This window comes from Gammaproteobacteria bacterium, assembly GCA_013214945.1.
Lineage (GTDB): Bacteria > Pseudomonadota > Gammaproteobacteria > Enterobacterales > Psychrobiaceae > Psychrobium.
Genome location: JABSRT010000009.1, coordinates 68,080 through 94,226 on the forward strand (window position 1 = coordinate 68,080; position 26,147 = coordinate 94,226).

Here is a 26,147-nt window from a genome sequence, read left to right on the forward strand (position 1 = left end):
AAACTTTTTTACCACAGAGCTTTACCACGGAGTTTTAACAATGAGCAGACCAAATCCAAATGAAGTAACCCGAGTCGGGATCTTAGGCACTGGCGTAATTGGTGGTGCGTGGGCGTTGCATTTTTTACGCATGGGCATGGACGTAGTCGCCTACGATCCGGGCCCTAATGCCCGCGAAAAATTACAAGCAATGATCGACCATACGTGGCCAACGATGGAAAAGCTAGGTTTGCGCCAAGGGGCAAGTCGCAACCGACTGCACTTTGCCGATAGCCTTGAAGAAATGGTTAATAGTGTTGAAGTTATTCAAGAAAGCACCCCAGAAAACCTCGACAACAAACGAGCTCTATTTGCCGAGTTAGACCACCTAACCCCTAAAGATGTGGTGATTATATCTAGCACCTCTGGTTTTGCGATGTCGGATATGGCGGTAGAATTACAACTGAGTGCCGAACGTTTTGTGGTTGGCCACCCGTTTAATCCGCCTTACTTAATCCCATTTTGTGAAGTCTGTGGCGGCGAACGTACCAGTCAAGAGGTTGTTGATTGGACAGCCGAATTCTATGAAGCGGTTGAGAAAAAAGTCGCCAAGATGGAAAAAGAATTGCCGGGCTTTATCGGTAACCGTCTGCAAGAAGCACTCTGGCGTGAAGCCTTGCACATGGTGGCCAACAACGAATGTTCAGTAGAAGATATTGACAAAGCCATTGCCTATGGCCCCGGTTTGCGTTGGGCGATTATGGGCCATTGTTTAACCTATCATTTAGGCGGCGGTCAAGGCGGCATGGCACATTTGCTCGACCATTTTGAAGATGCACTCGAAGAACCATGGACCCGCCTAAAAGCACCCAAGTTAACGCAGCAACTTAAAGATGACATGGTTGCAGGTTGTTTAACTCAAGCCAATGGTGCGAGCATTAACGATCTGATTGAGGAACGAGATGATTGCTTGATCCGCATTATGGCTACGCTGCAAGAATACCGCGAAGAACGTAAAATAATTCGTTAATAAAACTGTTACCACCACCTTTTAACTGACCGATTTTAATTCCGTTAAAGGCGAGCAGTTAAAGGAGATGGTATAGGCCAACACAGGTCGTAAACACACATTAAGAATTACTCGTCCCGTTTTATTATCAAATGACTACGGATCAAAATATTGTTTCGAAGATGATAATAATGTAAAAATCACGTTCACTATCAGTCAATCTTCACAATAATAAAAACAATGGAGAATCTATTATGGCGTCCCCCCAGTCAGGACACAGCAGTGCCACAACCACCGTATTTAAAGCCGAGCTATTGGCCAAAAGCGGACTATTTAAAGACATGCACCGAGGAATGTGCATTAGCGCCGCGAGCCTAGTATTAGCCTTTGTGCTGTTTACCGCGTTTAATACTCAATTGGCTGGCACTATTTTTGGTGCCGCGCGCAGCTGGATCGAATCAGTGTTTGGTTGGTATTACATGGTAACAGTGGCATTTTTAGGCTTAGTCTGCTGTTACATTGTATTTAGCCGCCATGGCAGCATTCGCTTAGGCGATGATGATAGCAAACCGGAATTTAGTTATTTTTCTTGGTTTGCAATGTTGTTTTCTGCAGGCATCGGCATTGGCATACTCTTTTTTGGCGTCGCTGAACCGATTTTTTATTTTGATAACAGCGGTGCCTTTGGTTATCCCAACAACCCCTATGCTGATATGGCTGGCGCAACAGAGATGGGGCATCAACGAGCGGTCGATGCACTTCGAGTAACCTTCTTTCACTGGGGATTACACGGTTGGGCTGTTTACGTCATTGTTGGCATGTCACTGGCTTATTTTGCTTATCGTAAAAAATTACCGCTGGCGCTGCGCTCTGCACTTTATCCATTAATTGGCGACCGTATTTATGGTCCAATCGGCCATGCGGTGGACCTGCTCGGAGTACTTGGTTGTGTATTTGGTGTTGCGACATCACTGGGCCTTGGTGTTAGCCAAATGGCGGTTGGTCTCGAACGTCTAGTTGGCATTGACCCCGGCCTAATCACTCAAATCGTTTTAATCGCTCTGATTTCTGTTGTTTCGATATTTTCGGCCTTGTCGGGCGTCGGTAAAGGCATTCGAGTAATTTCTGAAGCCAATATTATCGTTTCAATTTTGGTGGTTGCGTTTTTTCTCTTCGCGGGCCCAACGGGCTGGTTAATCGATGTTTTTGCCGAGTCCTTAACGGATTATCTCGCTAACTTTGTGCAAATGGGCCTGTGGTTTCCACAAGAAGAGGGACCAGCAAAATGGCAAAGCGGTTGGACCGTTTTCTATTGGGGCTGGTGGCTAGCATGGGCACCTTTTGTTGGCCTGTTCATTGCCCGAATTTCTCGCGGTCGGACCTTACGTGAATTTGTGATCGGGGTATTACTGGTACCCACCTTAATCATTTTTGTGTGGCTTGGCATTTTTGGTGGCACCGCGCTTTATCAAGAACTTCATGCCAGTGGTGGTGTTGGCACTGCTGGTTTAATTGACATGGTCAACGCATGGAACCTGCCCGCCGCCTTATTCGCGAGCTCAGACGGTGTTGCTGGTGATGGTGCTTTGGGCTGGGTCTTGTCTGCGATGATGGTATTTTTGTTGCTCAGCTGGTTTGTTACCTCGTCTGACTCAAGCACCCTGGTATTGACGACTATTTTATCGCTGGGCAATGAAGAGCCACCGAAGATCTTTAGAGTATTTTGGGGCGTCGTAATTGGTTTGGTCGCCGCGGCCTTACTTATTGCTGGCGGCTTAAGTGCACTGCAAACCGCTAACATGATGGCCGCGTTACCGCTAAGTGTCGTGATATTATTGATGACTGTAGGGCTGCTAAAATCCTTATATCAAGATTCTCGTGCGGCAGTCGTTGCGCCGACAACGGTGTAAGCAACCTTAATTGTAGGCAGGTAAATTAAGTGCGAATAGCGAAATGACGACTTCTGGCAACTACCCCGCTTTACGTGAGCCATCACTCAAGCGGCGGCAATCTAACAGCGTGTTAAAGCCCGATCAAAACGGCATTATCACTTTGTCTTTTTTATTATTGCCTGAATACGCGATGATCTCACTGCTTAGTGCGATTGAACCGCTGCGAGTCGCTAATCGGCTCGCCGGTAAAACTTTGTATCGCTGGCAATGTTTAAGTGAAAATGGTCAGCCAGTATTTGCAAGTAATGACATGGCCTTGCAGCAACACCAGGCCATGGACGAGGTCGCAACACCGCGCAACCTCTTTGTGGTGAGCAGTTTTAACCCACAAAATTATATCAATCAAGTCACCATTAGCTGGCTGCGGCAACTTAATCGTCAGGGCTGTTTGTTGGGTTCTTTTGATACCGGTTGCTACTTGCTGGCTGCCGCGGATCTGCTCGATGATCATCCCGTTGCCTTGCACTGGGAGGCGATTCCCGCGTTTGAAGAAACTTACCCCAGACTCAAGGTAAGTCCCGATCTGTTTAAGATTAGCGCCAATAGGATCACCTGCGCAGGTGGCACTGCTGTATTAGATTTATTCTTTGAGTTGTTGCAACAAACCGATGATAGCAGTTTAGCCTCGTCGGTTTGCGATCAGTTTATTAAAGGGGCTATTCGACAAAATTCAGATAAACAACGGCTTAATTTAGCCCATAGCCTCAACATCTATAATCCAAGGTTGTTAAGAGTTTTAGCTTTAATGGCAAGTCAAATTGACAACCCAATGCCTCTCAACCAGTTGGCGAAAATGAGCTTTGTATCGCTGCGTCAACTAGAACGGTTATTCCAGCAGTTTCTCAATTGTTCGCCCTCACATTACTACCTTAACCTTAGGCTGTATCGCGCCCGCCAATTATTGTGTGAGTCGAGCTTAAGTACCCCAGAAATCGCCGCAGCCAGTGGCTTTAACTCCACCTCACATTTTGGTCGAGTTTACCGCAAATATTTTGGCATCACCCCAGGGGCACAACGACGGGTTAAGTAATCGCAATGCGCATGAAAAATTCCACATGCACACGCGATGACTACTCACCTATTCAGATTGATATCACCCGTTCTAGCACTCTAATTCGTGACATTAGTTCGTCGCGGTCAACATAACAGCCCTGCAAGTGACGTTCTCCTTGTTGCAGATCAAAAGCGTTTCTGGCGTGTAATACTCGCCGATTATCAAACACTACTAGGTCACCGGGCTCCAATCGGTAGTAAAACTGAAAACTGGCTTGACGGGTTAATGTCATAAAACAACGATAACCCCGATAAAATGGGATCACTTGCTCGGCCGGAAGATCTAACGGCCCGCGCAAAAAGTTAGCTAACCGTATTTCCACCACGTCACCCTTGCTATCAAGGACTAAGGCTGGGCCACTAAAGCGGTAATCACTGTTCTTGTCGGTATTGCGAAATTCCATTGCGATAGTGCTTAAGGCTTTAAATTCAGCCGGAAAGTGTTGGCGCATGTGATCGGCAATTTTAAAACCATCAACCAATCTTGATTCACCGCCACCAGCATCGTTAATCAGGCAATGTAAAAACTGCAAACCTGGCTGTAATTCTCGAGTCGGCAAGTCGGTATGTAGTGGTAGGCGCAGGGTCGTATAAGCCGCGCTGTTAGCATTAGGTTTGGCTTTAACATCAAATAACACCCCAAAGTTAGTCTCTCGAATAAAGGATATTCTATTGGCGACCTTAGCCACAGTGCCAACGCTAGTGTCGACGCCTTTAATCAAGGCAATGCCATAATCTCGTTGATCGCGTAACCAATCAAGCAATGCCAAATCGTCTTGCATCACCTGCTCATATTGATGCTTTGGCAATTGCTCACAGATCCGAGCCTTGTCCCATATTTTAGGCGCTTTATAACGCTTAGCTCGCGCTTGGACACTGTAGCAATGTGACCTTAACCAACCGGGATGAAAGCGACTGATGTGTTGGTCATTACCCCAAGTTACTAATAGCCGGCCATCGTCAGCAATGGTTACCTTTGAAGGGGCGATATCTAATGGTACATCACAAATTTCAAAGACTTGCTCGCGACTTAGCGGCGTGACACAGTCGGCACAAGCACAGTTATCTCGCAGCCACAAATAATGAAATTCGCTGTTAACGTCATCATTCCAACTTACCGTTAATAATTCACTGCCAAGATCAACAGCCACTGGCAGATGCTCAATTTTATAGGGGGTAAAATCCGGTAGCTCCGATATATTTATTGCTTGATTCATGGCTCGCTTATCCTTGAGGTGTTCACTGATTAACTGAGATTATGATTCAAAATATATACTGTTAGCTCATCACAACGATGGCCCAAAACCGTCGATTTATAGCACGTAATCGCCATCTGTTTTCACCTCATATTTTCACCTCATATTTTCACCTCATATTTTCACCTCATATTTTCACCTCACATTTTCACGCCATGTTTTCACGCCACGCTTTCACGCCATATTTTCACGCCATTGACATTATTAACGATTAACCACGTCGCCCACCTAGCCAGAGCATCTTAATAATCTGTTGGTATTTAACAAATATAAGTCAATACACGCCGTCACAAGCTAAACCGGCCCATTTACGACACATTTGATTTATCGTCGAATTTAGTCAACTAGTCTTCGAAAAATATAAAAAACTATGGCTTAAGATGGGTAGTTTTAATAGAGCCTCAGCAAGTCTACTATTTATTTACTGAGCGATATGGCGCAACAACTCGAATAAATTCCAGACCCGCCCGTTATTGAATTGGTCTGGTAATACCAATTTGATTAATTAAGTGATCAATTTTGTAGCGTAGAAAAAAGGATTAGAACAAGGCATTTATTTTATATCTAGTCGTTCTACATATTAAAGAAATAACGTAATTTCCTACAGGACGTAGGCAAGGGGCGCTAGCAGGACGCGATAGCCTTATTATTCGTTTTTACCGTGAAAAATGATCATCTATATAATGAAATTGGTATAAATAAGGTGTGCAAAATGATTAAAGACAATACCGCCAGAACGGCGATTGAATGTCGTAATGTTTGGAAAATTTTCGGAAAACGCGCCGACGAGGCCCTTGAAGCGGTCAAAACTCGCGGCCTAACCAAAGAACAAATTCATCAAGAATATGATTGTGTAGTCGCTGTCGCCGATGCAACTTTCGACGCCAAAGAAGGGGAAATATTTTGTATTATGGGTCTGTCTGGCAGCGGTAAATCTACGTTAGTGCGCCACATTAACCGTTTAATTGAGCCAACCGCCGGTGATATATTAATCGGAGATCAAGACATTAACGCCCTTAACGCTCAACAACTTCGTCAAATTCGTGCCGAAAAAATCGGGATGGTCTTTCAGCATACCGCCCTGCTGCCGCATCGTACGGTCCGAGAAAATGTCGCGCTCAGTCTTGAGTTACGTGATGTCGATGAGCAAAAACGGCTTAAAATTGCGGAACAAAAATTAGCCTTGGTCCAATTAACTGGTTGGGAAGATCGCATGCCCTCAGAACTCTCTGGCGGCATGCAACAACGTGTTGGCTTGGCCAGAGCGATGGCTGCCGATCCTGAAATTTTACTAATGGATGAACCCTTTAGTGCGTTAGATCCTTTGATCCGTCGCCAACTGCAAGATCAATTCTTGGAACTGGCTCGCTCAATGAACAAAACCACCTTATTTATTACCCACGATCTTGATGAGGCCATTCGCATTGGCAATCGCATCGCGATTATGAAAGATGGTGAAATAGTTCAAATTGGCACCCCAGAGCAAATAATCACCGCACCTGCCAACGACTATGTCGCAGATTTTGTAAAAGATATTTCACGCTTAAAATTAGTCTCGGCCCAAACAATCATGGAGCCACTGGCCAATTACTTAGCCTTGCATGATCTTGACCTTAGCAGCTGTCCGACCGCGCCTCATGATGCTGATTTGGATTATCTCATTAACTTAGCGGTCACTCATGATTCACCAATAATAGTCAACGACCAGCATGTACCGGTCGGAGTTGTGACCAAGCGTCAGTTATTACGCGGTATTCAAGGGGGCAATGCCAATGAATAATCTCAATAACCACACCATGAATGAGCGAGAAACCGAGCAACTTAAAGACTTTTTAGTCAGCTCAAGCGATTATTACCTCGAACAATTTAACCAGATAGCGCAAGGCCGAAAATATCAGCTCAATTTGGCCGCTGTGTTATTTGGACCAATGTGGGCGGCCAGCCGTAATATCTGGCAGCTGTTTTGGCTGCTAGCGGTAACCGACATTACTGCTTTTATTATCATTGGCCGCAGCCTATGGGGCGGTGAGATGTATGCCGATGCTAGCCTAGCATTAGGCCTTGGCATATTGTTGCTGTGTCGCGGCATCGGCGGATGTGTTGCTAACCTGCTTTATCATCGTAATTTTAGTCAATGGCGAATTAATCCCAACGTTCAGTCTGGCACTAGCAACCAGCGTGCTGGCCGCGGCTTGTTATTAATCGCAGCGACTTACCCGCTGACCATTTATCGCTTTAGTGCCCAAGACGTCGTCGATTTCGTAGCAACATTCCCAACGTCACGAAAAATTGCCTCAACCACCGCGCGTAGCATCGACAACGCCGTTGATTGGTTAACCATCACGTTCGAAGACATGTTTGATTCCATTACTTGGTTAATCCGCAGCATGTTGGACTTTCTCGAATTACTGTTCATTGGCACGCCTTGGCCGGTGATGGCTTTGCTGCTGTTATTAATGGCGTGGAAGTCAGCAGGCTGGCGCGTGGTTGCTTTTACCGCACTGGCTTTGGCATATCTTGGTTTCTTTGGCTTTTGGGATAAAGCAATGAGCACCATGGCATTGGTTGGTGCATCGGTATTTATTTGTTTAAGCATCGGCGCGCCACTGGGCATTATTGCAGCGAGAAATCCACGCTTTAATGCGGTGCTAAATCCCATTCTCGATATTATGCAGACCATGCCAAGTTTTGTTTACTTAATCCCAGCTATTGCTTTCTTTTCGGTCGGTAAACCGCCAGCGGTACTTGCCACCGTCGTTTTTGCAATGCCGCCGATGATCCGCATGACCACACTGGGCATTCAGCAAGTCAGTCCGAGTGTGATCGAGGCGATGGAAGCCTTTGGTGCCAGTCCTCGACAAATATTATTCAAAGCCCAATTACCACTCGCCGTACCTTCAATTATGGCTGGCATCAATCAAAGCATCATGATGAGCCTGTCGATGGTGGTGGTTGCCGCGTTAATCGGTGCTGGAGGTTTGGGTTATGACGTGCTTTTTTCACTACAGCATCTTGAAGCGGGCAAAGGTTTATTAGCCGGACTCGCTATTGTGCTTTGTGCAATGATCATGGATCGAATTATTCAAGGCCACCATAAATCGTCTTGAGCAAGTTTTCACAGGGGCTCAGTATCATTGGGCCCCGCTATTAGCCAAAAATTTAACTATATAAAAAATATCAAACAATAAAAGGAAATAGCGATGAACAAACTACTAAAAACAATTAGTTTAACCGCAGCATTGGGGCTACTGTCTCAGGGCGTTGCTGCCAAAGAAACCGTGGTAATTGGTGAAGTAAGCTGGGATGCATCACTGGCGATTGAAAACGTGCTAAAAATAATTATGGAACAGCATTTAAATGTTAATGTTGAAATTATCGCAGCAGATCAGGCAGCGATCTGGTCAGCAATGAACAAAGGCAAAGGCAGCATTGATGTTCACCCCGATGTTTGGTCGTCTGCACAAACCCAGGCTTGGGCAAAATTCATTGCCAAAGGCGGTAAAGAATCGGTTCGCGCCAACAAAACGCCTTATCTTGGTACCGACGGTTTATTTATTCCCGGTTTCATTCAAGACAAATATGGAGTTAAAACCGTGCACGATCTAGCGCGTCCAGAAATTGCTAAACTGTTCGATACCGACGGCGACGGCAAAGGCGAATATTGGCCCGGCGCTCCCGGTTGGTCTGGGGTTAAAATCAATCAAATTAAAGCCAAAAGTTACGGCTTTGACAAACTATTCAAGCCAGTGATTATTTCTGATTCGTTGATCAAAGCGCAAATAAAAACAGCATTTCGTAAAAAGAAAGGCATTTTGTTTTATTCTTGGACGCCAGAATGGATCCATTCGGCTTATGACTTAAGAAAACTCGAAGAGCCCAAATTCACCGGTTATGCCAGCGACAGTAAAAAAGAACATGTCCAATACAATGCGCAAGGTTGCTACAAGTTCAACGACACCGAAAACTGGCTTGAAGATAGCTCAATTACTTGTGGTGCCCCAACCACTGAGGTATACATCGCCTACTCGCGTTCACTTGAGCAACGCTCACCTAAGGTCGCAGAGTTTTTAAGTAATGTTAAATTAGACGCCAATGACGTGAGCGTCTGGATCAACAAGATAGCCCAAGACAAAGAAGATCCTATCGACATGGCACAAGCATGGGTCGATGCCAATGCCAATATTGTTCAAAGCTGGCTCCAGTAATCGGAGTTTGACTGTGGCAGGAGTTTGACCTTGGCAGGAGCATCACCATGATAAACAAATCTTATTTATTAAGTGATGCAATGGCTCGCTTTGTGATGCAAAGTGAGGCTTTTTTCCCTGCTGATGTGGTTAAACAAGGACTAAGTGCTCAACGGGCTGCCTATGAGGCGATGGCACAGTATTTTTCGCCACCGCGTCCAGCAAGTTTAGTGATCACAGATAGAAGCATAAACGGCGTTTTGACCCGCCGTTATCAACCAGCTTCCCCGCAGACTAACCAAACGCGGATCTTATTTGCCCATGGTGGCGGTTGGTATCTTGGTAGTCTCGACAGTCACGACAGCTTTTGTGCCCAATTGGCCCATGACTGCGGCATTACCGTTATTGCTGTTGATTATCGACTTGCGCCTGAAGCACCATACCCAGCAGGCCTCGATGATTTAAGTGCTGTTTATCAGGCATTGCTGGTGCAAGATCCTAGCCCGCTGTTATTGGTGGGTGACAGCGCAGGCGGAAATTTAGTGGCAGCGTTAACCTTACGTTGCCGCCGTAATAAGTTAGTGCAAGCATGTGGTCAAATCCTGATTTATCCGGCGCTCGCACAACCAGCAAGCCTACCATCACACCAAAACTTGGCCGATGCACCTTTGCTTGATCGTGACAGTCTTAATTTTTGCTGGCGCAACTATAGTGAAAATAATGGTGACATAGATCCCGAGCTGTACCCGTTACAGGCACAATCACTCGCATTGCTGCCGCGTGCTGCGATTATCGCTGGTGAGTATGATCCACTCATCGACGACGCGCGTTATTATTCCCAGCAATTGGTGCAAGATGGTGTATCAACACAGTTCACCGTTATTGAGGGCTTAGTGCACGGTGCTTTAAGAGCAACCCCAACAACTGAAGCTCAGCTACTTTATCAAACGATATGTAATACAGTGCAGCAACTAACTGATAGCTAATTTAGATAACCTAATTTTAAATATCGCATGCCGGCGAAATGTCAGACATTTGCTGTGCCAACAGTTCACTAATTTTCGAGCCGGACTGCGGCTTAGCCAAGTAAAATCCTTGGACCTGCTCGCAACCTTCTGCCGCGAGCAATTCGTATTGCTCTTTGGTTTCGATGCCCTCGACCACCAATTTCATATTCAAGTTTTTCCCTAACTGGACTATGGTGTGAATAAATCGTAATGCATTAGGATCTTGCCCGAGATCGGTAATAAACGAGCGATCTATTTTTAGCTTATTCAATGGCAGATTTTTTAAATGACTTAACGATGAATAACCGGTACCAAAATCATCAAGTGCCAGTTCAACTCCTAACGACGCCAACATAAATAACACATCAGGTGAAGCTTCGATGTCACTCATGGTGGTGGTTTCGGTCACTTCGATCATCAGTTGCTTAGGGCATAACCCAGTACTTTTTAATACATCTTCAACCGCTTGCTGCAAGTCACCGCATCGATACATCGCCGGCGAAATATTGACTGAGGTTTGAATTTGTTCCAAACCGGCTTGCTGCCATAACATGTTCTGACGACAAGCCGTCAACAGTACCCATTTATCAAGGCGGGTACCAAGACCATACTGACTCGCAATATCAATAATTTCAGGGGGTGAGATAGGACCATATTTAGGATGAGACCAACGCAATAGCGCTTCTACGCATTCAATTTTACCGCAAGCAAACGAAAACAACGGTTGGTACAAGAGTCGCAGCTGGTCATTTTCAATAGCATCGACTAAATCATTAGCAAGTTGCTTGCGCCGTAGTAAGCTATTAAACATATCAGGATCATAAAACTGATAGCCGCCCTCTTGCTCTTTTTTGACCTTGTACATCGCCATATCAGCATTAATTTGCAACTGCTCCACTTTGAGCGAGTCGAGCGGATAAAGACTAATGCCAACACTGGCTGTCACTGAACATTCTTTGCCGCTCAAGTCGTACTTATTGCTAATTGTATCCACGACTTGCTGCGCTAACAATTTCGCCTGCTCGCGGTTATCAAGACCATTTTTAATAATCACAAATTCATCGCCGCCCAAGCGGGCTACCGTGTCTTGGCTACTCAGTAAATATCGTAACCGAGAGGCAACAGCGATCAAGATTTGGTCACCAGCGTCATGGCCTAATTTATCATTAATTTGTTTAAAACCATTAAGATCGATTAACAACACCGCAAAATTAAGCCGATGTTTTTTGGCAAAAGTTTCGGCGAGTGCTAATTTCCGATAAAAATTAACCCGATTGGGTAATTTTGTTAAGGCGTCTTCGAGCGCTAAGGCGTGATTACGCCGACTTTCTCGCCATAAAAACCACAGTAGAATGAGGCCACTAAATACAAAACCAGTGAGATAAAAACCAATTTCAATTTGAATATTATTGCGCTTCATCTGTTCGTAATGAGAATATTTCCCACGAAAGTTAGCTACTACAATATCGCGGATCAGTTGGTAATAAGGATCTAGTGTGGTGACAATATGGCGATAATTGTCGTTTTTACCTGGCTGTAAATTCTCGATTACTGATTCAAGATCATCCAAACTCGCCTGCAGGTCTAGCACTACATTGACCAGCATCGGCTGTTGCCGCAATTCCCTTGATTCTTCACCAATCAACAGGACATCGGTCCGACTCCACAACAACTCAAAGCGAATCATTAAGGTGTCAATATCTAGTTCATTGAGCGCGTAAAGATGAACGACCTGCATAAATTTCAGATATTCGCTTTCAAGCCGCACCACCGTCCATGCCGTGGTTTTTCCGGTTATAGAAAGTAAATCTATCGTTTGATTATGGCGCTTTAAAGCAACAAATGAGCTCACTGCAAAAACGAATACAGTGAATATCATTAAAATAAATCTTTTGTGGCGCATTTACTGAACCTGGATCTTGTCTAGCTGCCATACCATTCGGTCGTGATAAACCGATTGTTTTAATTGTGGGTATTGATCCAATGGATAAATAACCCATAACGGCCCCTTGTGACGAATTTTCATCTGTTTTCCATTGCGTAGATAGGCAATCATGATTGGATAATCTTTGATTTCTTGGGCTGATATTTTTGCGCTAAAGTTATCAATCGCTAAGACTTTTATGCCAGCGTGACTATTTGTCACCCGTGCTAATAAATCCTTGAGCAATACCCCGGTAAAACTCTGAATACCGTCAGTCCAGGGCGTAGTTGTTAACAATTGATGTTGCGGTAATTGCTTTAACATCGCCAAATCAAAAGTGGCCTGCGACGAACCGTTACCACTTACTACATTGCTATGTACTACATTGCCGCTAACCGTTAACAATACTCGCTCGGTCGGCACTGGCAGCGTAGCGCCAACGGCAGGTTTAACCCCAACAAAAGACAAAAATGAAAACGTCGTAAAGAACGTTAGCGTATAAAATATACGAGAAAAACTATTGGGTAGTAACACCTGAAACAACTCCACTGACAACGGGGCGCAAATTTTAGCAAAGAGTGGTTATACAAGAAACAGTAAAATGGCTGCAAACGGCCATTAACAGTGATTATATTGTCATATTGGTAAAAAAATCGCGTTAGCTGACTTTACGAGTGCTCGCTTCACTCTTTTTAGCGAAAATCACCAAAGCTATGCCACCTAACACCAGCAGCGAGGAAATAACTAATCGTAACGAAAGCGCTTCCCCGGCGAAGATCACTCCGCCAATGGCCGCGATGATTGGCACCAATAATTGGATAACCGCGGCCTGTGTAATAGCTAGCCCACCTAATGCCACATACCACAACGCATAACCTAAACCAGAGGTTAAAGTACCCGAGATAACGGCCAGCAATACGCCGTTTACCGACCAATACCCAGCAGGGTACAACCACAATAATAACAGCAAGACCAGCGGCGTAGTAAGGATAAAGTTATAACTGGTGTCAGCCAGCGGATTGCTAGACCCTTTACCTAACAAGGTGTAAATAGCCCAACCAATGCCTGATATTGTCATCAACATAAAGCCAAGCAATGAAGGCGTCGCTAAACTGTCCGCCACCAAATATATAAAACCAGCAAAGGCACAAACTAACCCAGCCCATTGGCCTAATTGCAGCTTTTGGCCGCTAAAAACACTAAATAAAATCATCGTGAGCTGAACCGCACCAAACAAAATTAGCGCCCCGGTTCCGGTATCTAAGGAAATATAACCATAAGAGAATGCCGTTGCATAAACAAATAACATTAACGCTGCTAACCAGCTACCCTTGCTCTTAGCACTACTGGTATGAGTACTGCTGGTATTAGTACTGATATTAGTGTCGACTCCAGTCTTCAATTGAGCCCTGTTACCACGGGTAAAAAGCAGTAACAGCGCCAACATTAAGCTGCCAGACAATAACCTTATAATGGTAAAGCTGGCGGCATCAATGGTGTTTTGCCCGAGTGCCAAGCGGCATAAAATTGAGTTACCAGCAAAAGCGAGTAACGCTAAGCTCGCGCAAATTGGCACCTTATATTGCTCAGTGAATCGACTAATTTTGTGGTGACTAAAAATATTATTATTCATGATGGGTCGCTTTAACTTAATCCTAAAATTACTTTTTCTGAGGTCAGCGACTTAGCCAGCAATGCAGTCATTAATCCGGCTAGTGCAAGCGTAACCAAGCCTGTACTGATAAACGCCACTAAGCTAACTTCCTCACCTTTATATAACGACTCAATCAACAACTGTTGTCCAGCCAATGGCACATAGTCTAGCCACTGAGGTTTATGCGGAATTAGTGCGATAGCCATCGCGACCAGCATTGGCAAGGTCAGTAACATCGACAAATACGATTGCGCTTCTTTAAAACTTTTAGCACGATAAGCAAAAAACAACTGAAATATCCCCGCTAAATACGCCAATGGCAGGATCATAATCGCAATAATTAACATGGTTAGTGGGTTAGCCACCACCGACATCCCTATTTTTTCTAACGGCAATAGCGCCATGGTCAGTGTCATACTGATCATGGTTAAAATAGCCGCTAACGCGCCATAAACACTGACACAAATGACCTTGGACATCACGATTAAACTGGTCGGTACCGGCTGGCACAAAATTAACTCCAACGAATGGCGTTCACGTTCACCAGCGCTGGTATCTATCGATGCTGTCATTGAGGCAGTAAATAATGACACCATGATAAAGGTCACTAAAATGCCCATAATATAACCGCTTTTAGATTCGCGGGTCGCAGTGTTTTGATTGTTGAGCGTTATTGGATTAACAATGCGCGGGTCAATGCCTCGCATCAGCAAGCGATTATTGCCAATGTTGGCGCTGTAGCCAGCAATCGTGCTTCTGATCCGCCTTAACGGCTGCATCAGGTTTTTATGACTAAAATCAGCGTTTAAGATCAAGGAGATGCCTGTCCCCTGTGCTAATTTGTCACTAAAATCAGTTGGGATCGTTAATTTAATTGGCATGTTTTGCCATTTTTCTCGCTGATCTTTTGGCATATCAGCACGCGCTAATATCTTTTTGTTCGCCAAATAATCGACTAAAACAGGTGCATGTTCGCTGCCATTAAACTCGACATAAATTGGCTCAACTTCTGTTACTTGCTCAATTTGAAACAGCATAAGTCCCGCCATTAAAATGGGCCCCATCACAATCATAAACAAGCCAGCAAAAATTGCCCGTCGATCGCGAAACGCTTCACGAAATTCTTTCAGTAACAGCCCATTAAATATCGCAATCATGCCTCGATCCCTTCGTCACTACCAATAATGGCCACAAAAGCCTCTTCTAAATTATCTTTTCCCGCCAGTTCGCACAGTTGCTGCGGCGATCCTTGGGCCACCACCTTGCCTTGAGCCATTACAATGACCCGATCGCACAACGCCGAAACTTCTTGCATCACATGACTGGAGAATAAGATGCAATGACCTTGTGCTTTAAGCTGCAATAAGTGCTGACGCAGAATGCGGGTGCTCATAACATCTAAGCCACGAGTTGGCTCGTCTAACACTAAGTTTTGCGGTCGATGAACCAAGGCTTGTGCCAACGTCACTTTCATGCGCTGACCTTGCGAAAAACCTTCGGTACGCCGATCGGCAAAATCGCTCATATCTAGATCTTTAATTACCCGATCCAATGCTGCTTGTCGCACTGCGCCCGTTAAACCATGTAGAGTCGCAAAGTACTCAATTTGCTCACGCGCGGTGAGTCGCTCGCTTAAACCAAATTGATCGGGGAAAATCCCCAACGATTGGCGCGCCTTAATCGGGGCTTGATGCACATCGATGCCGTCAATAGTCGCGCTGCCATGTGCTGGTTTTAACAAACCATAAAGGATCCGCAGGCAGGTCGTTTTCCCTGCACCATTTGGCCCGAGCAAACCAGTGATTTCACCATTATTTGCACTAAAAGAGACCGAATCTACGGCCTTAAAATCACCAAAGGTTTTTGAAATGTTTGTTACTTCTAGCATGTTATAAGCTACCTATTACCATTGATATTGAGCCAGTACTTAACCTGAGGCTGTTGATTTAAACAAGCGGCATCAATATCGGTAAATGAGCTGTGCTGTAAAAATTGACTGATCATGGTTGCGGCGCAGGTTTGAGTAATCAAGCCATGCCCCGCTTGTTTAGCGACATAATGTTTGGCGTTGCTTAAGCCATTAGCGGCGAGTTGCCCCCAGGCAGGTGGAGTAATAGGGTCTAGTTCACCCGACAATAACAGGGTTGGAATAGCCGAACGCACCGGCGCAGCAAAATTGCTCGGCGGGCTAAACTTAGGCCAAGCCTGACAAACTTCGCGCACACTGCGAAATAATTTATCGCCAGTAAAGCTATTGTTACGTTCCAGTGCAAGCTGCTGCTCGGTAACCCGTGGCATGTCTTCATTACACAAGATATTAAAATTAAGCCCAGTGTAAATTCCAGCACCGGTTTGCTCAGTTTGAGACAGCGCGCCAACAAACGGCCGGTAGTTACCTTGAGCAAACTGACTAATAATAAAAGGTAATTGCTCGGTAGTCGCCCGATTATAGAGTTGCGAATGGATCACGCTAATGAATTTAAGTTCATCCACTTTAAGCAGGGTTGGCTGCGCCGTGACCGGATGAAAAACCTGAGTTGTTAATGGCTCAGCTGCAAGCATCTGTTTAATTTTTTGGAAGTCGGCGGCTAAATCAGGATAGGCCTTTTGGCAGTCAGTTAATGCAGCGCATTGGCTCAACAACAAGTCAAATGCGCGCGCGGCCTGAACCCCAACGGGGCCAACCACGGCCTGCGTTGGTACCACAGCGTCTAGAATAACACTGCGTAATACCTGTGGTCTTTCCCGCATATAAACCAGCGCGGCACGCGAGCCATAGGAAATACCGTATAAATTAATCTGCTGATAACCCAGCGCCTGACGCACAGCGTCAAAATCGAGCACCGCGTTATTGGTATGATATTGCGCTAAATCAACGGTAAAGTTGTTGGCGCAATCTAATACTTGCGCCACCACGTTCTCGCTCGCAATATCGGCATAAACATCGCCGTTATCGTCGTCACAGCTCAGTGGGCTTGACTTGCCAGTGCCGCGTTGGTCAATAATCACCAACTCACGACTTTGACGCACTCGATGAAATGCTCGGCTTAACATGGGGGCTAACTCGACCCCTGCTTGACCCGGACCACCGACCAGTACAAATAAAGGATCGGGCTCGGCATTTGCTGCAATCGCCGGAATAACCACAAAATTGAGTGAAATTTTACGAGAGTCAGCTTGTTGCCAATTTTCAGGCACGCTTAATGAACCACATTTAACCTCTAATGCTAGCTCATCAATAAAACAAGGCGTTAAGCTCAGCGACTGTGCCTGCGCTGCAGAACTAGCCAGTGATAGCAGCCCCAAAAGCACCAAGCTGGTGTGTCGAAGTACATTGGAGAAATACAATAGTGAGTCCTTGTTAAGGTTAAATCGATAAATTTTAACAAATAAACTGCAGACAAGGTAACAACAATTCGTACAAATTTATTGCTAAGCCCCTTTTAAAACGGCAAGAATTAACTTATCTTTAACAAGCTGGTAGTTTCCAGTCTTACTTTAAACAATACAGGAACAGATAGATGTCTGATGTAATCAATGGCAAGGTAAAATTCTTTAATAACGCAAAAGGCTTTGGCTTTATCGAGCAAGACAATGGCCCGGACGTATTTGTACATTTTAGCGCAATAAAGGATGAGGGATTTAAGACGCTTACCGATGGACAAGCCGTTAACTACACCCTAACCGAAGGCCCAAAGGGGCTGCAAGCTGAGAATGTAGTCGGACTTTAATAACGACTGCTAGCTGCAGTGTTCCATCAAAGGCCAAACTCTTGGCCCTATAGAACACTGCTTATTATCCTAACAATCTAGATCGCCATTAACTTTTGACGTAACTGAGAAAAATCAGCATCAATTTCTTGTGATAAAATTTCTTTATCAGCAACATCAGCCAGCGGCTGTGGCAAAGTCAGTTTTATTGACAAAATGTCTTCAACCGACTCTTGGAACTTCGCCGGATGAGCGGTACATAAGAAGATACCGGTTTCATCATCGCCTAACGCATCATTTAACGCGTAAGCTGCAATTGCACCATGTGGCTCACATAAGTAACCTTGCGCGTGCAGGCTCTTAAGCCCTTCACTCATTTGATCTTCGCTAACTTTAACCCCAGCGATTAATGACTTGTCCCAACCTTGGCTTTTAACCAATTGTTCAACGCGTGGCCAGTTGTTTGGCGCCGACACATCCATTGCATTTGAACGCGTTGCTATAGTAGGTTTTGGTTGCCACTCGCCCGTTGTTAAGTAACGAGGCACCGTGTCATTTTCGTTGGTTGCAGCAATAAAGCGCTTAACCGGTAGGCCCATCGCTTTAGCAAACAAACCAGCGGTTAAGTCACCAAAGTTACCACTTGGCACACTGATCACAATGTTGTCACGCTTATCTGCAGGTACTTTTGCAACCGCTTCAAAGTAATAACAAATTTGTGCTAGTAATCGCGAAATGTTAATTGAGTTAGCGGAGTTAAGCGCAATAGCTTCGCGTAGTTCAAGATCGTCAAACGAGTCTTTAACTAACTGCTGACAATCGTCAAAGCTGCCGTTAACCGCGTAGGTATGAATATTTTCACCTAGAGTACAGAACAGTTTTTCCTGCAGCACACTGATTCGGCCTTTCGGGTACAAGACAGCAACATCGATGTTAGCAAGGCCAAAGAAGGCATGTGCCACAGCCGCGCCAGTATCACCAGACGTAGCAGTTAAGATGGTTGCTTTACTGTCTTTACATAACAGATTTAAACACTGCGCCATAAAACGCGCGCCAAAATCTTTAAACGCTAAGGTTGGACCGTGAGTTAGTTCAAGCGCATAAGTTTGCTCATTAACAGCAGTAACCGCTAACGGGAAGTTAAATGCATTACGCACCATAGTTTCAACTTGCTCATGACCTAGCTCTTCGCCTAACCAAGCATCAAGGATGGTAACGCTACGGCTAACAAAATCTTGTTCTAAAACAGCATCAATGTCGTTAAGTACCGGCACCTGCGTTGGAAAAAATAAGCCCTGATTATCACCCAAGCCTAATTTTACAGCTTGAGAAAAACTTACACGTTGTTGTTCTTTCTTTAGGTTATACAGTTCCACGTAACGCCTCCCTACGGGTACCTTGAGTATCAAGTTTACAGATGTGGCTAAAGCCTTCGTCTGAGATTAAATAGTGTTGTTTTAAATAGTTTTCTAATTGCTGTGCTTTGGCTAAATCGTCGGTCACTGCAAACAGGGTTGGACCACTGCCACTAATGCCGCTAGCCATTGCGCCAAGCTCTAACATCGCTTTTTTAGCCGCTGTAAAACCTGGAATAATCGCGCCACGTACGGGTTCTGCAATCACGTCAACTAAGACTTGCGCCGCTAGCTTTTGATCGCCTTGGTGGCTGGCATTAACAAAGGTCGCTAAATTTTGACCAAAACGTAATGCCGTTTTTAATGGCACCTCGGTTGGCATAATTTTGCGCGACTCAGCGGTCGATACGCTAGCCCCAGAATAAGCGACCACCCAATACCATGAGTCGAAGCTTGGAATTTCAGTGCAAATTTGGCCGGGTTGATCGATCATCAGTTGCAGGCCGCCTAAATAACTTGGCGCGACATTATCATAATGAACGCTGCCGCTAATTTGACCTTCTAACTGCCCCATCAATACTAACAGTTCATGACGAGATAACGCATTATTATAATGCTCATTTAAGGCATACAAGGCGGCAACCACTGACGCCGCACTTGAACCTAAACCACTACCCACTGGCAACAGCTTTTCTAGTACTAGCTTAAGCCCTAAATGGGCAATGCCTTTGCTAGTTAGCTGTGCCTGATAAGCCACTGCGCAATCATAAACAATATTAAGTTTTGGATCGCTCGGTAGCTTATGAGCAAAAGGGCCAACCGTCGAAACGTCAAGTCCCGACGGTTGCTCACTAATGCTAACGCAGTCACCGAGTAACGTGCCATCGATCGGCGCTAATGCGCCGCCCAATACATCGTAACCGACACTAACATTACCCATTGATGCCGGTGAAAATACGCGAATAGTCATTTAAACCTCACGCTGCCATGCCAGTGTTCTTAGCATATCAGCAAAGATCCCGGCGGCGGTTACTGCATTACCAGCACCGTAACCACGTAATACGAATGGCAGTGGCTGATAATAACGGCTGTAGAAGGCTAAGGCATTTTCGCCACCTTTAACACTGTGCAATGGATCGCTGCTGTCTACCGCGCGAATTTCAACTTTACATTTTTTGTCGTCACCCTCGCCTTCAATCAAACCGATGTAACGTAATACTTTGCCTTCAGTTGCTGCTTTATCAATACGGGCAGCAATCTCAGCATCGGCTTGGGGTAAACGCGCCATAAACTCTTCAACCGTGCCAGAGTCATCAAAGTTAGCAGGTAAAACCGACTCAACCTCAATGTCTTCAAGTTCTAATTCAAGACCTGATTCACGGGCTAAGATAAGCACCTTACGCGCCACATCCATGCCGCTAAGATCGTCACGCGGGTCAGGTTCAGTAAAGCACTTGTCTTTAGCAATGCCGGTGGCTTGTGACAAGCTCATGCCGTCGTCCAACATACCAAAGATAAAGGATAATGAACCCGATAATACGCCACTAAACGAGCGTAATTCATCACCGGCGCTTAATAGGTTTTGCAGGTTGTCGATAACTGGCAAACCAGCACCAACATTAGTTTCGTATAAGAAGCGACGGCGCTTAACTAAGGCCGCTTTGCGCAGCGCATTATAATATTGCTGACTACTAGTATTGGCTTTCTTGTTTGGTGTAACAACATGAAAACCCGCTTCTAACAACGACACATATTGCTCAGCAATTTGCTGGCTACTAGTACAGTCAACCACGAGCGGATTGAGTAGGTGGTTTTCTTTTGCGAAAGAGATCAGGCGATTAACATCGTAACCGCTATCTGTGGCCGTTAACTGCTCTTGCCATTCGCTAATCGCGATGCCTTCAGCGTTTAACACCATATGACGTGAGTTAGCCAAACCGCACACTCTGATCGCCGTATTATTTTTGGCAAGATACTCTTGCTGGCTGTCTATCTGCTTTAACAATTCTTGGCCTACATTGCCACAGCCGATTAAGAATAAGTCAATGTATTGCAATGAATTAAAGAAACGTTGGTGACAGGCTTTAATGGCACGGCCACATCGGTGTTGGTCAATCACGGTTGAAATTGAACGCTCTGATGACCCCTGAGCAATTGCCACCACATTAACCCGTGCTTGTGATAGCGCTTGGAAAAACTTCGCCGCCACGCCCTGCACTGTTTTCATTCGATCGCCAATCAATGACACGATGGCCAACTGATGACGAATTTCTAACGGTTCAAGCAAGTCGCTGCGCAGTTCTAATTCGAACTCAGCTTCTAGTGCACGTCGCGCCACTAATTGATCTTCTGATGGCACACAAAAGCTTATGCTGTATTCAGACGACGACTGTGTAATTAAACTCACCGAAACACCAGCGAGTGAAATCACTTCGAAAATTCGGCTCGCCATACCAACCATGCCTTTCATGCCAGGGCCAGACACACTGATCATTGAGACGTCGTCAAGATTAGAAATTGCTTTAACCTGATTTTCTTCATCACTACGATCTGAACTAACCAACGAACCAGGTGCAGCAGGGTTGAAAGTGTTTTTGATTAAACACGGAATATGATACTGAGCAATCGGTGCGACCGTTTTAGGATGCAATACCTTAGCGCCAAAGTACGACAATTCCATCGCTTCTTGGTAGCTTAATTTTTCAATCAGCTGTGCGTCTTTAACCAAACGTGGATCGGCGTTGTAAACACCGTCGACATCGGTCCAAATTTCGCAACAATCTGCGCGTAAACAAGCCGCTAGGCAAGCCGCAGAATAATCAGAACCGTTACGGCCTAAGGTTACAATTTCTAGTTGGTCGTTGACCGCAGTAAAACCAGGCATTAACCAAACTCGAGCGCCAGATAAGTCTTTCGCTTCAAGGATACCGCGTGATTTTTCAATTTGAACCTGTGCTTCAAGGTAGTTACTGTCGGCAACCATAAACTCTTGCGGGTTTAATATGCCAACATTGACGCCACGAACCCGTAATAATTCGCTCATGATCGCAATGCTTAAGCGCTCGCCAATCACCAATAATTGCGCGCGAATATTGTCTGGACACTGCGACAACAAACGCACGCCGTGTAACATCCGGTTTAAGAACTCACTTTCTTTATTCCAGACCGCATTAAGGGTTTTTAACTCAAAGTTGGTGTATTTCTCAGCTAGGGCGTCAACAATGCCGCGGAACCTTTGTTCGATCAGCACAATTGCGTCGTGAGCATCGCGCCCTTTACAATTAAGATCTACCGCTTCAACCAAGTTGTTGGTTGTTTTTCCCGGCGCTGACAATACTACTGCCAATTGATCTTGAGCACAGCGCTCAACCAAAATGTTGGCTACGCGCTCGATTGTCTCAACATTGGCTAACGAAGAGCCACCAAACTTCATTACTCGCATCAATCTGTCCCCTGTTTTTCACAGTATTTGTGATATAAAAAAACCCGCGTCGGTTAGGGCGCGGGTTTTGCAGTTGTTTTTGTTAAAACGCAACACCCTAGCCGCCGGTAATAATCCCGGTGGTAATGGTGATAATAATGGTAGTAAGACAAGAGTTAGTCATGTAGCCCAAATATATAGCGTTAAAACGAATTGGTAACAGCATGGCCACTTTTAGCCATGATGTCAATTACAAACAACTAACAAGTGATTGAACTTTAGTCTTACTAAGCTTTCAGTTGGTTACTTAAGCAACAGTTAGCAGCGTAATCATGTTATATCGCCTACTGTGGGGCTATAAATGGATTGAGTCTTGACTGATTTAGCCAACAATTTAGGCGAATTAACAAAGATATTAGCCACAAAAGTTCAATCTGACCGTAGTTAAACTTAAGGCAATTAAGGTACACTACGTCATCAAAATTATTGAGGCAAAATGATGCATATTGAAAAAGACATAGTGGTTACTCTGCATTACCGCTTGAGCGACGGCCAGCAAGAAATAGAAAACTCATTTGACGATGGTGTGCCAATGGTTTACCTGCACGGTCATAACAACTTAATTACTGGCCTTGAGTCAGAATTAACAGGCAAGCAACCTGGCGATCAACTAAGCGTTACTGTGGCACCTGAAGATGGTTACGGTGCTTACGACGAATCGCTTAAGCAAGACGTTCCTATTGAGTCTTTCGCCGGTCTTGATCCTCAGCCTGGGATGCAATTTACTGCCGATACTGAAAATGGTCCACAACAGATCAATGTGCTAGCAGTGAACGACGAATTCGTTACCGTTGACGGCAACCACCCATTTGCTGGCAAGACTCTTAGCTTTGAAGTAGAAATTACTGAACTGCGCGGCGCAACGCCAACCGAATTAGAACACGGTCATATCCATGCTGGCGGCGGTTGTTGTGGTGGTTCTCATGATGATGTCGATCATGATGAAGCAGAGCAAGACGATTCATGTTGTGGCACTAGCCACTAATATTATTACTACTATTACTGAGGTATGCAGCAATAAGTCTCATACCTCAGTAATTAAATTCGTTATTCTTCATCTTCCTTGCGCTGCGGATTAACCCGGCCACCAGTCACTTTATCGGCCCGACCTTCATCTTTTGCCCGTTGTGCGCGCTTTAACCGTGCCGCTTTAGGATCTGCCACTAATGGCCGATATATTTCAATCCGATCACCATCGCGACAAACATCGGTCAGCTTAACCGAACGATTAAACACGCCAACCTTGGGTGCACTAAAATCAAACTCAGAAAAAAAACGACTAATATTTGATTGCACAATAATTTCAGCAATAGTTGCGTTTGGCTCTACTTTTAATTCTATAACTTTTTGATGATCAGGCAGTGCAAAAACCACCAGCACACTAATCGTATTATTATCCATAAACTGTTTTTGCTCGCTCGGTAAATGCCTTAACCATATTGTTGACCATTTCTTTAAATACTTTGCCAAACGCCATTTCGACCAGCTTGTTTGAAAACTCGAAATCGAGCGCTAATACAATTTTACAAGCTTGTTCGTCTAATGCAACAAACTGCCACCCGCCCTGCAACTTTTTAAATGGGCCATCGAGCAACATCATGTCAATGCGCTGATTATGAATAAGGGTATTGGTGGTGGTGAAGGTTTTTTTTACCCCAGCTTTTGATACATCAACGCTGGCAGTCATAACGTTATCTTTTAGCTCAATAACACAACTGCCAACACAACCTGGTAAAAATTCTGGATAGGCGGCAACATCATTGACTAAATCATACATTTGAGCCGCACTAAACATCACTAAAGCACTGCGGTTAACCTGCGCCATCATCATTCCTAAAAAAATTTTTGCCATGATAACACAGCGTGTAATCAATATAAGCTGCTATCTTAAGTCGATAGACGGTGCAGTTCATAAGTTATTAAATTTTTTTCATTAGAATTATTCTTATCTGGCTTAAGTTTTAACAAAGGCATTGCATTGACTATTGATCGGCTTTAATTAACTGTTAAACTTAAGCCAATTTCTGTCGGGCTTAACGCGCCAACCAATTAATTTGCCGCGTAATAAAGCAAGCAGCCCTGAATCACTGACGAGTTTAAAATATTATATGGCCAACCATAAAGGCAAAAAAGCAGGTGGCGGTAACATTGCTAAAAATAAAAAAGCCCACCACGAATACATCATCTCAGAAAAAACCGAAGCAGGACTTGAGCTGCAAGGCTGGGAAGTAAAATCAATGCGAGTTGGCAAGGTTAACCTTACCGACGCTTATGTAATCATTCAAAATAACCAAGCCTTATTGCTAGGTTGTTACATTACCCCGCTTAATACCGCCAGTACTCACGTAATTTGTGAGCCAGAGCGCCCACGTCGCTTATTATTAAATCGTCGTGAAATTGACAAGCTAACAGGCTTTGTAGAACGTCAAGGTTTTGCGATTATTGCCTTGTCTCTTTACTGGAAAGGTCCTTGGGCTAAAGTAGAAATTGGCGTTGGTAAAGGTAAGAAAGATCACGACAAACGTGATGCCGACAAAGCCAAAGACTGGGATCGTGAAAAGTCTCGCGTGATGAAAGATTCATTACGTTAAAACAACTTACGTAATGCCTAATCAGCGAACTTATTTGCTGATTAAAAGAACAAACAACAATTCGCTAGTTGCGATCACGCGCCGCAACGCGTAGAATTGAATTATCGCTTGGGGGCGATTCTGGATTCGACGAGATTCTTGAAACCCAAGGTGCATGTCGAGGGGCGGTTGGCCTCGTAAAAAGCCGCACTTAAACTATTCGCAAACGACGAACAGTACTCTCTAGCAGCTTAGGCTAGCTAGCTTTCCACTCAGGTGTTTCTTATGCGCAGAGATTCGGAAAGTCACCCTACATTTGATCGCGTGGAAACTTTGTCAGGAGTTGAAGCGTTAAAACCAATCTGACTCGCCAATATCAATCCTGTCTGTCGGAGTGGTCGCGGTTAACTAAAAGACATGACTAAACATGTAGGACCGAGGATGTAGGTTTTTCGGACGCGGGTTCAAATCCCGCCGCCTCCACCACATTCGGGTTTGTTACCGCAAACCTTAAAAAGGGCTTATCACTCACGTGATAGGCCCTTTTTTATTGGCTGGCGTTTAATAAAAACTCAATTCCACTAATCATTTCTTGCCTCCCTCATTTATTCCCCATCGCAAAATAGGTCGGTAAATTATTCACGTTGCTATAATGATCAACTTAAAGGAGATAACTTTTGAAACATGTAATCGCTTTGGCTGTGATCATATTTATAATCTTTAAAGTGCTTAGCCCAAATGCTCAAGAACGATATGATGTTGGTTTTAGCGATGGGCATGCCGTTGGCTATAATGCTCAATGCAATATAAGAGCAACGACTGTTGCCATTGACTTGAACAATGAAGACTATTTCAAAGGCTATAATAATGGCAAGCAACACGGCATAAAAGCCTGTATCGATGAGAGTAACGAATAATAAAATAAACCAATCAAGCGACCGACCTACCGACTAATACACTATAAATATCTAAATTCTAATTTTGTAGCCCCTATCCCCTTTAAGTTATCATGA

23 protein-coding genes and 1 other RNA gene are annotated in these 26,147 nt (G+C 44.7%); 12 read left to right on the forward strand and 12 right to left on the reverse strand.

All coding sequences use genetic code 11. The annotated features are described in order from the left end of the window. Positions 1 to 40 precede the first annotated feature (40 nt). The 3 genes from HRU23_08625 to HRU23_08635 all read left to right on the forward strand — a co-directional run bounded on the left by HRU23_08625 (position 41) and on the right by HRU23_08635 (position 3,970). Complete coding sequence (locus HRU23_08625) at positions 41 to 1,009, forward strand: L-carnitine dehydrogenase (GenBank protein NRA54193.1); 969 nt, start codon at positions 41 to 43, stop codon at positions 1,007 to 1,009. A 233-nt stretch (positions 1,010 to 1,242) separates the two neighbouring features. Beyond that, the gene (locus tag HRU23_08630) at positions 1,243 to 2,898 is read left to right on the forward strand and encodes a BCCT family transporter (protein NRA54194.1); all 1,656 of its coding nucleotides are present in this window, start codon (positions 1,243 to 1,245) and stop codon (positions 2,896 to 2,898) included. A 43-nt stretch (positions 2,899 to 2,941) separates the two neighbouring features. Then, positions 2,942 to 3,970, forward strand: coding sequence for a GlxA family transcriptional regulator (locus HRU23_08635; GenBank protein ID NRA54195.1), 1,029 nt, complete (start codon positions 2,942 to 2,944; stop codon positions 3,968 to 3,970). Between the two features lie 52 nt (positions 3,971 to 4,022). Here HRU23_08635 and HRU23_08640 read toward each other — a convergent pair whose 3' ends face one another. Then, complete coding sequence (locus HRU23_08640; GenBank protein ID NRA54196.1) at positions 4,023 to 5,210, reverse strand: gamma-butyrobetaine dioxygenase; 1,188 nt, start codon at positions 5,208 to 5,210, stop codon at positions 4,023 to 4,025. A gap of 751 nt (positions 5,211 to 5,961) precedes the next feature. On the opposite strand from HRU23_08640, the gene HRU23_08645 reads away from it, so the two are divergent. The 4 genes from HRU23_08645 to HRU23_08660 all read left to right on the forward strand — a co-directional run bounded on the left by HRU23_08645 (position 5,962) and on the right by HRU23_08660 (position 10,419). Continuing rightward, positions 5,962 to 7,029: a glycine betaine/L-proline ABC transporter ATP-binding protein gene (locus HRU23_08645; protein NRA54197.1), complete on the forward strand. Its 1,068-nt coding sequence runs from the start codon at positions 5,962 to 5,964 to the stop codon at positions 7,027 to 7,029. After that, the gene (locus HRU23_08650) at positions 7,022 to 8,356 is read left to right on the forward strand and encodes a proline/glycine betaine ABC transporter permease (protein NRA54198.1); all 1,335 of its coding nucleotides are present in this window, start codon (positions 7,022 to 7,024) and stop codon (positions 8,354 to 8,356) included. Before HRU23_08645 ends, HRU23_08650 begins: the two co-directional genes overlap by 8 nt. A gap of 93 nt (positions 8,357 to 8,449) precedes the next feature. After that, positions 8,450 to 9,454, forward strand: a complete 1,005-nt coding sequence (locus tag HRU23_08655; GenBank protein ID NRA54199.1) for an ABC transporter substrate-binding protein — start codon at positions 8,450 to 8,452, stop codon at positions 9,452 to 9,454. A gap of 47 nt (positions 9,455 to 9,501) precedes the next feature. Beyond that, complete coding sequence (locus HRU23_08660; GenBank protein ID NRA54200.1) at positions 9,502 to 10,419, forward strand: alpha/beta hydrolase; 918 nt, start codon at positions 9,502 to 9,504, stop codon at positions 10,417 to 10,419. Between the two features lie 16 nt (positions 10,420 to 10,435). Here HRU23_08660 and HRU23_08665 read toward each other — a convergent pair whose 3' ends face one another. The 6 genes from HRU23_08665 to HRU23_08690 form a co-directional block, all read right to left on the reverse strand. After that, on the reverse strand, positions 10,436 to 12,319 hold the full coding sequence (locus tag HRU23_08665) for an EAL domain-containing protein (GenBank protein ID NRA54201.1): 1,884 nt from the start codon (positions 12,317 to 12,319) through the stop codon (positions 10,436 to 10,438). A gap of 24 nt (positions 12,320 to 12,343) precedes the next feature. Then, positions 12,344 to 12,898, reverse strand: coding sequence for a molybdopterin-dependent oxidoreductase (locus HRU23_08670; protein NRA54202.1), 555 nt, complete (start codon positions 12,896 to 12,898; stop codon positions 12,344 to 12,346). Between the two features lie 124 nt (positions 12,899 to 13,022). After that, entirely contained in the window at positions 13,023 to 13,997 is a 975-nt protein-coding gene (locus HRU23_08675; GenBank protein NRA54203.1) for a DMT family transporter, read from the reverse strand. Between the two features lie 11 nt (positions 13,998 to 14,008). Then, entirely contained in the window at positions 14,009 to 15,175 is a 1,167-nt protein-coding gene (locus tag HRU23_08680) for an ABC transporter permease (protein NRA54204.1), read from the reverse strand. Next, positions 15,172 to 15,906, reverse strand: coding sequence for an ATP-binding cassette domain-containing protein (locus HRU23_08685; protein NRA54205.1), 735 nt, complete (start codon positions 15,904 to 15,906; stop codon positions 15,172 to 15,174). The genes HRU23_08680 and HRU23_08685 overlap by 4 nt, the downstream gene beginning before the upstream one ends. Before the next feature lie 8 nt (positions 15,907 to 15,914). Beyond that, on the reverse strand, positions 15,915 to 17,366 hold the full coding sequence (locus HRU23_08690) for an alpha/beta hydrolase (GenBank protein NRA54206.1): 1,452 nt from the start codon (positions 17,364 to 17,366) through the stop codon (positions 15,915 to 15,917). Positions 17,367 to 17,539: 173 nt separating this feature from the next. On the opposite strand from HRU23_08690, the gene HRU23_08695 reads away from it, so the two are divergent. After that, positions 17,540 to 17,749 (forward strand): cold-shock protein, encoded by a 210-nt coding sequence (locus tag HRU23_08695; GenBank protein ID NRA54207.1) that lies wholly within the window; start codon positions 17,540 to 17,542, stop codon positions 17,747 to 17,749. 77 nt (positions 17,750 to 17,826) lie between these two features. On the opposite strand, the gene thrC is transcribed toward HRU23_08695, so the two are convergent. Genes thrC through thrA form a run of 3 tightly spaced genes read right to left on the reverse strand, consistent with a single transcriptional unit; the run spans position 17,827 to position 22,525 of the window. Further along, on the reverse strand, positions 17,827 to 19,104 hold the full coding sequence (gene thrC / locus HRU23_08700; protein NRA54208.1) for a threonine synthase: 1,278 nt from the start codon (positions 19,102 to 19,104) through the stop codon (positions 17,827 to 17,829). Beyond that, positions 19,091 to 20,053, reverse strand: a complete 963-nt coding sequence (gene thrB, locus HRU23_08705; GenBank protein NRA54209.1) for a homoserine kinase — start codon at positions 20,051 to 20,053, stop codon at positions 19,091 to 19,093. Before thrB ends, thrC begins: the two co-directional genes overlap by 14 nt. Next, a complete protein-coding gene (gene thrA / locus HRU23_08710) occupies positions 20,054 to 22,525 on the reverse strand; it encodes a bifunctional aspartate kinase/homoserine dehydrogenase I (protein NRA54210.1) in 2,472 nt (823 codons plus the stop codon). A gap of 478 nt (positions 22,526 to 23,003) precedes the next feature. Between thrA and HRU23_08715 the strand changes: the two genes are divergently transcribed. Then, entirely contained in the window at positions 23,004 to 23,549 is a 546-nt protein-coding gene (locus HRU23_08715; protein NRA54211.1) for a peptidylprolyl isomerase, read from the forward strand. Between the two features lie 62 nt (positions 23,550 to 23,611). Here the strand turns inward: HRU23_08715 and HRU23_08720 are convergent, their stop codons facing one another. Both HRU23_08720 and HRU23_08725 read right to left on the reverse strand, forming a co-directional pair. Then, complete coding sequence (locus HRU23_08720; GenBank protein ID NRA54212.1) at positions 23,612 to 23,965, reverse strand: RnfH family protein; 354 nt, start codon at positions 23,963 to 23,965, stop codon at positions 23,612 to 23,614. Beyond that, the gene (locus tag HRU23_08725) at positions 23,958 to 24,389 is read right to left on the reverse strand and encodes an SRPBCC family protein (GenBank protein ID NRA54213.1); all 432 of its coding nucleotides are present in this window, start codon (positions 24,387 to 24,389) and stop codon (positions 23,958 to 23,960) included. The genes HRU23_08720 and HRU23_08725 overlap by 8 nt, the downstream gene beginning before the upstream one ends. 283 nt (positions 24,390 to 24,672) lie before the next feature. Here HRU23_08725 and smpB point away from each other — a divergent pair, with 283 nt between their 5' ends. The 3 genes from smpB (at position 24,673) to HRU23_08740 (ending at position 26,051) form a co-directional block, all read left to right on the forward strand. After that, positions 24,673 to 25,155 (forward strand): SsrA-binding protein SmpB, encoded by a 483-nt coding sequence (gene smpB, locus HRU23_08730; protein NRA54214.1) that lies wholly within the window; start codon positions 24,673 to 24,675, stop codon positions 25,153 to 25,155. Between the two features lie 110 nt (positions 25,156 to 25,265). Next, positions 25,266 to 25,620, forward strand: a transfer-messenger RNA (tmRNA) gene (gene ssrA, locus HRU23_08735). A gap of 191 nt (positions 25,621 to 25,811) precedes the next feature. Next, a complete protein-coding gene (locus HRU23_08740; GenBank protein NRA54215.1) occupies positions 25,812 to 26,051 on the forward strand; it encodes a hypothetical protein in 240 nt (79 codons plus the stop codon). Positions 26,052 to 26,147 lie beyond the last annotated feature (96 nt).

Excerpts from the sequence above, each read along its gene's own strand:
- HRU23_08680 (NRA54204.1), bottom strand. The coding sequence starts at position 15,175 with ATGATTGCGATATTTAATGGGCTGTTACTGAAAGAATTTCGTGAAGCG.
- thrA (NRA54210.1), bottom strand. The coding sequence starts at position 22,525 with ATGCGAGTAATGAAGTTTGGTGGCTCTTCGTTAGCCAATGTTGAGACA.
- HRU23_08650 (NRA54198.1), top strand. The coding sequence starts at position 7,022 with ATGAATAATCTCAATAACCACACCATGAATGAGCGAGAAACCGAGCAA.
- HRU23_08685 (NRA54205.1), bottom strand. The coding sequence starts at position 15,906 with ATGCTAGAAGTAACAAACATTTCAAAAACCTTTGGTGATTTTAAGGCC.
- HRU23_08720 (NRA54212.1), bottom strand. The coding sequence starts at position 23,965 with ATGGATAATAATACGATTAGTGTGCTGGTGGTTTTTGCACTGCCTGAT.
- HRU23_08660 (NRA54200.1), top strand. The coding sequence starts at position 9,502 with ATGATAAACAAATCTTATTTATTAAGTGATGCAATGGCTCGCTTTGTG.
- thrB (NRA54209.1), bottom strand. The coding sequence starts at position 20,053 with ATGACTATTCGCGTATTTTCACCGGCATCAATGGGTAATGTTAGTGTC.
- HRU23_08665 (NRA54201.1), bottom strand. The coding sequence starts at position 12,319 with ATGATATTCACTGTATTCGTTTTTGCAGTGAGCTCATTTGTTGCTTTA.
- HRU23_08635 (NRA54195.1), top strand. The coding sequence starts at position 2,942 with ATGACGACTTCTGGCAACTACCCCGCTTTACGTGAGCCATCACTCAAG.
- HRU23_08695 (NRA54207.1), top strand. The coding sequence starts at position 17,540 with ATGTCTGATGTAATCAATGGCAAGGTAAAATTCTTTAATAACGCAAAA.
- HRU23_08630 (NRA54194.1), top strand. The coding sequence starts at position 1,243 with ATGGCGTCCCCCCAGTCAGGACACAGCAGTGCCACAACCACCGTATTT.
- HRU23_08625 (NRA54193.1), top strand. The coding sequence starts at position 41 with ATGAGCAGACCAAATCCAAATGAAGTAACCCGAGTCGGGATCTTAGGC.
- HRU23_08645 (NRA54197.1), top strand. The coding sequence starts at position 5,962 with ATGATTAAAGACAATACCGCCAGAACGGCGATTGAATGTCGTAATGTT.
- HRU23_08675 (NRA54203.1), bottom strand. The coding sequence starts at position 13,997 with ATGAATAATAATATTTTTAGTCACCACAAAATTAGTCGATTCACTGAG.
- HRU23_08640 (NRA54196.1), bottom strand. The coding sequence starts at position 5,210 with ATGAATCAAGCAATAAATATATCGGAGCTACCGGATTTTACCCCCTAT.
- HRU23_08725 (NRA54213.1), bottom strand. The coding sequence starts at position 24,389 with ATGGCGCAGGTTAACCGCAGTGCTTTAGTGATGTTTAGTGCGGCTCAA.
- smpB (NRA54214.1), top strand. The coding sequence starts at position 24,673 with ATGGCCAACCATAAAGGCAAAAAAGCAGGTGGCGGTAACATTGCTAAA.
- HRU23_08655 (NRA54199.1), top strand. The coding sequence starts at position 8,450 with ATGAACAAACTACTAAAAACAATTAGTTTAACCGCAGCATTGGGGCTA.
- HRU23_08715 (NRA54211.1), top strand. The coding sequence starts at position 23,004 with ATGCATATTGAAAAAGACATAGTGGTTACTCTGCATTACCGCTTGAGC.